At 58.1% G+C, this 7,134-nt stretch carries 9 protein-coding genes and 1 pseudogene; 4 read left to right on the top strand and 6 right to left on the bottom strand.

Features of this window, described 5'->3' with window-relative positions; translation table 11 throughout:
- Positions 1-379 (bottom strand): annotated as a pseudogene (locus BN871_RS16960) (transaldolase family protein); the annotation flags it as partial.
- A 376-nt stretch (positions 380-755) separates the two neighbouring features.
- Complete coding sequence (locus BN871_RS16955; RefSeq protein WP_048747564.1) at positions 756-2,552, bottom strand: M3 family oligoendopeptidase; 1,797 nt, start codon at positions 2,550-2,552, stop codon at positions 756-758.
- A gap of 164 nt (positions 2,553-2,716) precedes the next feature.
- Between BN871_RS16955 and BN871_RS16950 the strand changes: the two genes are divergently transcribed.
- The gene (locus tag BN871_RS16950) at positions 2,717-2,920 is read left to right on the top strand and encodes a YycC family protein (RefSeq protein ID WP_021880809.1); all 204 of its coding nucleotides are present in this window, start codon (positions 2,717-2,719) and stop codon (positions 2,918-2,920) included.
- Positions 2,907-3,143, top strand: coding sequence for a hypothetical protein (locus BN871_RS16945; RefSeq protein ID WP_021880808.1), 237 nt, complete (start codon positions 2,907-2,909; stop codon positions 3,141-3,143). Before BN871_RS16950 ends, BN871_RS16945 begins: the two co-directional genes overlap by 14 nt.
- Positions 3,144-3,324: 181 nt before the next feature.
- On the opposite strand, the gene BN871_RS16940 is transcribed toward BN871_RS16945, so the two are convergent.
- From BN871_RS16940 to BN871_RS27810, 3 genes are all read right to left on the bottom strand, one after another.
- Entirely contained in the window at positions 3,325-4,047 is a 723-nt protein-coding gene (locus BN871_RS16940; protein ID WP_083436504.1) for a DUF2225 domain-containing protein, read from the bottom strand.
- 15 nt (positions 4,048-4,062) lie between these two features.
- On the bottom strand, positions 4,063-4,461 hold the full coding sequence (locus tag BN871_RS16935) for a globin (protein ID WP_048747563.1): 399 nt from the start codon (positions 4,459-4,461) through the stop codon (positions 4,063-4,065).
- Positions 4,462-4,683: 222 nt separating this feature from the next.
- Positions 4,684-4,845, bottom strand: a complete 162-nt coding sequence (locus BN871_RS27810; RefSeq protein ID WP_157054040.1) for a hypothetical protein — start codon at positions 4,843-4,845, stop codon at positions 4,684-4,686.
- A gap of 54 nt (positions 4,846-4,899) precedes the next feature.
- On the opposite strand from BN871_RS27810, the gene ylbJ reads away from it, so the two are divergent.
- Both ylbJ and BN871_RS16925 read left to right on the top strand, forming a co-directional pair.
- Entirely contained in the window at positions 4,900-5,967 is a 1,068-nt protein-coding gene (ylbJ, locus tag BN871_RS16930; RefSeq protein ID WP_048747562.1) for a sporulation integral membrane protein YlbJ, read from the top strand.
- Between the two features lie 81 nt (positions 5,968-6,048).
- Complete coding sequence (locus BN871_RS16925) at positions 6,049-6,846, top strand: NAD kinase (protein ID WP_048747565.1); 798 nt, start codon at positions 6,049-6,051, stop codon at positions 6,844-6,846.
- A gap of 84 nt (positions 6,847-6,930) precedes the next feature.
- Here the strand turns inward: BN871_RS16925 and BN871_RS28485 are convergent.
- On the bottom strand, positions 6,931-7,134 hold a 204-nt coding region (locus BN871_RS28485; RefSeq protein ID WP_048747559.1), incomplete at its 5' end, for a hypothetical protein.

The raw sequence follows: 7,134 nt of genomic DNA, 5'->3' as shown, positions 1-7,134 counted from the left end.
CTGATGAACGTCGCTCCCGCCTTGGCCGCCATGAGCCTTGAGCGGCGGAGAATACGAGCGTCACATTGGTTTTGATTCCTTTTTGGGAGAGTGCATGGGTCGTGAACAGGCCGTCTTCCGTCAGGGGGACCTTGATGACGACGTTCGGCGCCCATTCCGCTATTTCCAGCGCTTCCTTGAGCATTTCATCGCTCGTGGAGCCCGTGACCTCGGCGCTGACCGGACCGGATACGATGCTGCAGATTTCCTGCACGACTTCCTTGAATATGCGGCCTTCCTTGGCAACCAGCGTCGGATTCGTGGTCACTCCGTCTACAAGACCCAGCTTGGCGATCCGTTTGATTTCCTCGACATTGGCGGTATCCAAAAAGAATTTCATGCTTCTCCTGCCTCCTGTTCATATGTCCATCCGTTTTTTTACCCTTTCGGCCAAAAAGACAAACCATGAATCCGCCGGCTGTGCCGCCGTCAAGCGCAGCCGGAATGTCCAAAGCCCCGACCTTTAACATGCTCGTCTACACCGGCAGCTTATTCCACCTTTTCCGCCGCCGGGTTCAACTTTTTCAGAGCTCGAAAAGCTATCGCCCGGGTCAAGCATACTTCCGACGCCAGCGGCGATTCAAGAGCCTTTATGGAATCTTCATGGAGAGCGGAATGGCTTGCTTATGAGCGGGCATACCGCTGAGAGCAGCTGCAGCGATGAAAGGAAAACCCCTTTCCTCCATCCCGGCGGGAATGGAGAAAAGGGGTTCGAATTATTCTTCCGTCAGCTCCATGAACTGGCGGATGTCTTCGCTGGTCAGCGCGACCGCGCTTTGCCAGAATCCGGCCTGCTGCAGATTCACTCCCAGATGCTTGAGCGCCAGCTCCTCTACGGTCATGCTGCCCGTATCACGGAGAAGGTCGACGTAGCGGGACGCGAAGGAAGGGCCTTCCTCCTTGGCTTTGGCGTACAGGCCTGCGCTGAACAGGTAGCCGAAGGTGTACGGGAAGTTGTAGAAAGGAACATCCGTAATGTAGAAATGAAGCTTCGCAGCCCAAAAATGAGGATGCGCCTCGTCAAGCACGCCGCTGAACGCTTCGCGCTGGGCTTCGACCATCAGTTCGTTCAGGCGCTCGACGGATACTTCGCCGTTGCGGCGCTCTTCGTAGAAGCGGACCTCGAACAGGAGCCGGGCATGGATGTTCATGTAGAACGAAACGCCGTTCTGGATTTTCAGCTCCAGCAGCGACAGTTTTTCTTCTTTGGTCTTCGCCTGCTCGAGCTGGGATTCCGCCACAATCATCTCGGCGAAGGTCGAAGCCGTCTCGGCCACGTTCATCGCATAGTTCTGAGAGAACGCCGGCAGCCCGTCCATGACGTATTGATGGTAGGCATGTCCGAGCTCATGGGCAAGCGTAGACACATTGTCCTCCGTCCCGGAGTAGGTCATGAAGATACGGGTCTGTCCCGTCGCGGGGAACGAGGTGCAGAAGCCGCCAGGACGTTTGCCGGGGCGGTCTTCCGCCTCGATCCAGCCTTCGCGGAAAGCCTTGTCGGCGAACTCGGCCAGCGCCGGGTCGAACTTGGCGAATTGCTCGCGGATCAGGTCGCAGCCTTCCTCGTATGGAATATGCTTCGAAGCACCGCCGATCGGCGCCGTGATGTCATGCCAAGCCAGCTTTTCAAGCCCGAGCAGCTTGGCCTTGCGCTCGAAGTAGCGCACCAGATCCTGCTTGCCTTCGTTGATCGCTCCCCACATGGCATCCAGCGTCGACTGTGTCATCCGGTTGACCTTGAGCGGCTCCTTGAGGACGTCGCTCCAGCCGCGGCGGTCATACAGCTTGAGCCTGAAGCCGGAAATATGGTTCAGCGCATCGGCGCAAAGCTGGGCATGCTCCGCCCATTCGCGCTCCCACTCGGCGAAGGACTCGGCCCGCACGGCACGGTCCGCCTCGAACAAACGGTTGAACATCTGGCCTGCGGAAAGCTCCTTCTCCTGACCGTCCTTGTCCTTGGCGCGGAACTTCGCGCGGGAGACGATGCGGCTGTACAGATTGCCCCAGCCATGGTAGCCGTCGACGGCCAGGTCGGCCGCCAGCGCTTCCAGCTCCGGACTCAGCTTGTCCTTGGCGTTCTGGCGCCGCTCGTTGAGGTAGAAGCGGACCGGAGAGCTCTGTACCCAGCCGTCCCAGATGGAATCCGGAGTGCGGCTGATGAGGTCGTCGAAGCGGGTCAGCGCGATGAGATAGTCGGCTTCCAGGGACTGGATGCGGCCATTAAGAGCGGTAGCCGCTGTATTGTCCACATTTTCCGCCATCAGGCAGCCGACGAAGGAAGCAGCCTCGTGCAGGCGCACCTGGATGGATTGGAGGGTATCCGTCCACTCCTCCAGCTGTTCCGGCCTGGCTCCCGGAACGCCTTCCGAACCGGAAGAAGCCAGCATCGTTTGGCTGATGCGGGCAATGTCGGCCTTCACGCCCTTGAGAACTTCCTCCAGCTCCGGGGATGCGGCTCCCCCTTTGAAAAAGACATCCAAATCCCATGTCAGCGGGTATGTATTGGTTTCCATGGACGGTCTCCTTTCGGCAGGCAGCTGCCCGCCATGGGCTATCCGGCAGAAGCATTCGGTTTGCACCGCCGGCGTTCCCGTTGTATAACTGAATTATATCGCCAATCCGCTCCGACGCGCTACCCTGTTCTGCGGAGACGGAACCGGCCTGAGGAGGCACCGCCATGTCCAGACCCCTGCAGCTGTCAGCCGAAACCGCGGTTCGGCTGGCCAAAGAGCTTAACATTCCGCTGGAGCATCTCATGCATATGCCCCGCCACATTCTGCTTCAGAAGATGGCCGAGCTTGCCAAAAATACGCCGGATACCGCGAACGAGGCGGAATCCGCACCCGATCCGCAGCAAGGCGATACCCATGATCCCGTTTGAAAAGGCGTTGCCTTACGACGTGATGATGAAGGACGTCTATGTAACCTGTCCCTTCTGCGGAACCGACCATGTCCTGCTTCCCTTGAAGCCCGCCGATCTGAAAAGCGTATCTTCCGGAGCCAAAAGGCTGCTCGTATTTCCATGCTGCCACAGCAGGGTCACGCTTGTCGATGCCGACAAGGACTACCTGCTCACCGACACCGATCTTCGCCGCCTTCACTAATTTTGGAAGTCCCTATCAGCCTTGCTGCTGCTCAGGGACTTCTTTTTGCTGTTCAAGTCCGCCGCTCCTGCCTTCAAGCAAAAGAGGCTGGAGTCATTTTGCGCCCAAGCAATGAAAAAAAAGGCGCGCCCGTCACCATGACGGGCGAACGCCCTGCTTGCATTTATACAAGGAATGAACCTCAGCCGATAGCCTGCGCTTCATAACCTCCGCTTGCTTGCGGAATGCCCCCCATCATCCATTCAGGCGCATCCTCGTTTCCTTCGCGCACCAGCTGCCACTGGCTGCGGCTTGCCTTGATCATCGCGGCGTCCACAATCCGGTTGTCGTTCACCACTCTGGAGAACCACCACACCGCCTCCTTCCGTTCGCCGAGACGCCTGTGCAGCTCTCCGATCAGGTACATGAGCTTGGCGTCATTGTCCACTTTCTCGGTTTCGTACACCCGCCGATAAGATTCCAGCGCATGCCGGAGAAACCGCATCTCCTGGCCGCTGTCGCCCTCATCCCGGTACAGCCAGGCGATATGATGGAGAAGTCCGGCGATCAAACGATCCTTGTCCTGCGCGGCTACGGCACTGAGCAGGGCCAGCTTGTAGCAGTCCAAAGCCTGGCGGCTCGTGCGCGCACCGCTATAGCTGCGGGGCTGCCACATCCGTCCATACAGGGAATAATAGTTCTCCTTCTGCGCATCGGTAAGGCTGCTCAAGCTGTTCTCCGTCGTTGAAAAGCCGCATTGCGGGCAAACCCGGACAACATAATAGTCGGCATGAATTCCCTTGAAATGAGAACAGAAATCGGTGTCGACCGCTACGGCCCGCTTGAAGCTCGGGCGGACACGGGGTGTCTCGAATCCGTTGCCGCAGCAGGGGCACAGTGCTGCGGTCTGATATAGCGGCTCCATGTGGAGATCATCTCCTTAACTTTCGTTGCCTCCGTCCGAAGCGGTATTGACGAAATGATGGGCAGGTCCCGACAGCCGCTCGAGCACATGGGACTTCAAATCCTCCGGCATGCCGATCTCCTCCAAAGCTCCGCTCATGCAGGAGAGCCAAGCATCGGCATGTTCCTTCGTAATCGCGAAAGGAAGATGGCGGGCGCGCATCATCGGATGGCCGTGCTGGTCGGAAAACAGAGAAGGTCCGCCGAAAAACTGGGTAAGGAATTGGATTTGCTTTTCCATAACCGGCCCGATATCCCGCTGAAACAGCGGAGACAGCAGCTCGTTCTTTTGGACTCTAGGATAAAAGGCCTCCACCATTCTTGCTACGGTCTCATGACCGCCCATCAATTCGTATAGGCTGTTATATCTATTCATCGGCAATAATTGCCTCCCTTATTAGTTCTTTAGTCTTGTTTTCTTCTTCTTCACGAAAGCCTTTACATACAAAAAAAAACGCCCGCTTCCGCGGGCATTTGGAATGTGGTTATAGTAGGATTCTTCAGCTATCGTATTCTTCTTCACCAGGAGCCATAAGGGACTCGCGAATCACATACACAAAAGCACAGACCAGAATGCCGGCGACAATACTCATGTCCATCACTCCAAGCATGGTAAAGGTAATGCTATTGTACCATATCGCCCCGTAAATGCCACCCCTTTTTGCAAGCGTTTTCTAATGATTTTTTTCATCATTTGGATTTTTCCGACTTCTCCACCTTTGCCTTCAGGCTGCCTGCGATTCGGCTTCTGTTTGTCCATCGCTGGTCATATCTTAAAGTTAACCAGGCTTCATAAGGAGGAACGGATCGTTACATGGCAAGAATGCTGCTACACCCCAGTACCGTGACCGCCTTCTGCGCGGCGCTGCTCGCAGCGCTGATGGCCGTTTTTCCCGAACCGGTCCTCCACTCTTCCCTAAGAGGACTAGCCATCTGGTGGGAAGTCCTTTTTCCTGCGCTCTTTCCTTTTTTCGTCATCTCGGAGCTGATGCTCGGCATAGGAATCGTCCACTTCATGGGCAAGCTGATGGATCCGTTCATGCGCCCGCTTTTTCGGATTCCCGGCAGCGGCGGCTTCGTGCTTGCGATGGGCTATCTGTCAGGGTATCCGGTCGGCGCCAGGCTCACCTCCCAGCTGCGGGATCAGCAGCTCCTGACCCGAGTGGAAGGAGAACGGCTCGTCGCCATCACGACGACCTCGGATCCCATTTTTCTGATCGGAGCCGTGTCGGTCGGCTTCTTCCACCAGTCGGCTCTCGCCCCCATTCTTGCAGCCGCTCATTATGGCGGCAGCCTCCTCATCGGCGTGCTCATGCGTTTCCACGGTGCCACGGAACCTGAGACAGCCTCCCGAGCCGGAAAGTCCGGTACCGGAAAGCCGCAGCGCGGCCTAAGCGCGGCCTTGAAGGCGATGCACGAAGCAAGGCTGCTCGACGGACGCTCCTTCAGCGTGCTGCTCAAGGATTCCATCGCTTCCGGCCTCAGGCTCATGGTCGTTGTCGGAGGTCTCGTCGTCGTGTTCTCCGTGTTGATGGAGCTTCTGCGCCAAGCCTCGGTGCTTGGGGCGCTGGAGCATTTCTTCGCGGCCTTGTTTGTTCGATTCGGCTTGTCCGGCGATATGGCCGCTCCTTTCGTAAGCGGCCTGTTCGAGGTCACTCTCGGCGCCAAGGCTTCCGCCGAAGCCGGAGTTCCGCTCATCCATCAGGCAGCGGCCGCCGCATGGGTGCTTAGCTGGGCCGGTCTGTCCGTCCACGCCCAGATCGCCAGCCTGCTCAGCCATACCGGCTTGCGCTACCGTCCCTTCCTGCTCGCAAGGCTCGCGCACAGCCTTATCGCGGCGGCGCTTGTCTATCTGCTGTGGGGGTGGCTCGGACCGGGCTGAAGTGCGTTCGACATTGTTTTCACGCCGGTTTTCCGCTATCATCAGGTTATCCTGTTTGTTTCGGAAGGAGCGCCATTCTTGATCAATTATGTGGTACTCAGCAGAGGCGACCGGTATTCCAATGAATTGACGGAGCGTTTCCACCTGCTGGCTGCGTCACGAGGCTTCGTCCGCAACGACAAGAAGCCGGATACCGTCGTTTCCATTGGCGGGGATGGAACCCTGCTCCATGCTTTCCATACTTATTTGGACCGAGTCGATGACATTGCCTTCGTCGGCGTCCATACCGGCCATCTCGGCTTTTATGCCGACTGGAAGGCCGATGAGATCGAGCAGCTCGTGGAGATGATGGCCGAGCAGAAGCCGCGCATCGTCCGTTACCCCATTGCCCAGATCGAGCTGGATACTCCGGAGGGAGCAACCGGATATTTGGCCTTGAACGAATTCACGCTCAAGGGCGTCGACGGCACTCTCGTCGTGCAGGTCAACATCAACGACGAGCCCTTCGAAACCTTCCGCGGCGACGGCATGGTCATCTCGACGCCGTCGGGCAGCACCGCTTACAACAAGAGCCTCAACGGAGCAGTCATCCACCCGTCCATTCCTTCCCTGCAGCTCGCGGAGATCGCATCGATCAACAACCGCGTCTACCGGACGCTCGGCACCTCGGTCATCCTGCCCGAGCATCACCACTGCGACATCGTGTCCAAAAAGGATCAGAGGCTGCTGCTCACGATCGATCATCTGAGCATCGAGAGGGCCGATATCCGCTCCATCCGCTGCAGCGTCGCTCCTGCCAAGATCAGCTTCGCCCGCTACCGTCCGTTCCCTTTCTGGAACCGCGTGCGCGATGCATTCATCGACTTCAGCGACAACTGAAATCGGACGAGCAGGCAACGATAAAAAAGGATGTTCCCGAAGCACGGCATAGCCGGCTTGCAGGGAACATCCTTTTTTTGACGCTCAGCTGGTCGGAGGCGGGGTCGGAGGCGGAGACGGACGCTTCTTGCTTCCGCCGGACTTCTGCTCCGCTCCCTGGCCTGCGCTCGCCGAGTCGCCGTCGCGGCGGGGATAACCGCCGCTCCTGCCGGAGCGCCGCTTGCCCCCCGACTGATGCTCGCGCCGTTCGCTGCGAGCTTCGGGGGCAGCTTCGCGCGGGCGTTCAGC

The organism is Paenibacillus sp. P22, assembly GCF_000469945.2.
Classification (GTDB): domain Bacteria; phylum Bacillota; class Bacilli; order Paenibacillales; family Paenibacillaceae; genus Paenibacillus_O; species Paenibacillus_O humicus.
The sequence above is the reverse complement of the archived record's forward strand: the minus strand, read 5'-3'. Positions and strand labels throughout refer to the sequence as shown.

Bases quoted from the DNA above. Each gene is read 5' to 3' on its own strand.
- BN871_RS16955 (WP_048747564.1), bottom strand. From the start codon at position 2,552: ATGGAAACCAATACATACCCGCTGACATGGGATTTGGATGTCTTTTTC.
- BN871_RS16950 (WP_021880809.1), top strand. From the start codon at position 2,717: ATGTCCAGACCCCTGCAGCTGTCAGCCGAAACCGCGGTTCGGCTGGCC.
- BN871_RS16945 (WP_021880808.1), top strand. From the start codon at position 2,907: ATGATCCCGTTTGAAAAGGCGTTGCCTTACGACGTGATGATGAAGGAC.
- BN871_RS16940 (WP_083436504.1), bottom strand. From the start codon at position 4,047: ATGGAGCCGCTATATCAGACCGCAGCACTGTGCCCCTGCTGCGGCAAC.
- BN871_RS16935 (WP_048747563.1), bottom strand. From the start codon at position 4,461: ATGAATAGATATAACAGCCTATACGAATTGATGGGCGGTCATGAGACC.
- BN871_RS27810 (WP_157054040.1), bottom strand. From the start codon at position 4,845: ATGGACAAACAGAAGCCGAATCGCAGGCAGCCTGAAGGCAAAGGTGGA.
- ylbJ (WP_048747562.1), top strand. From the start codon at position 4,900: ATGGCAAGAATGCTGCTACACCCCAGTACCGTGACCGCCTTCTGCGCG.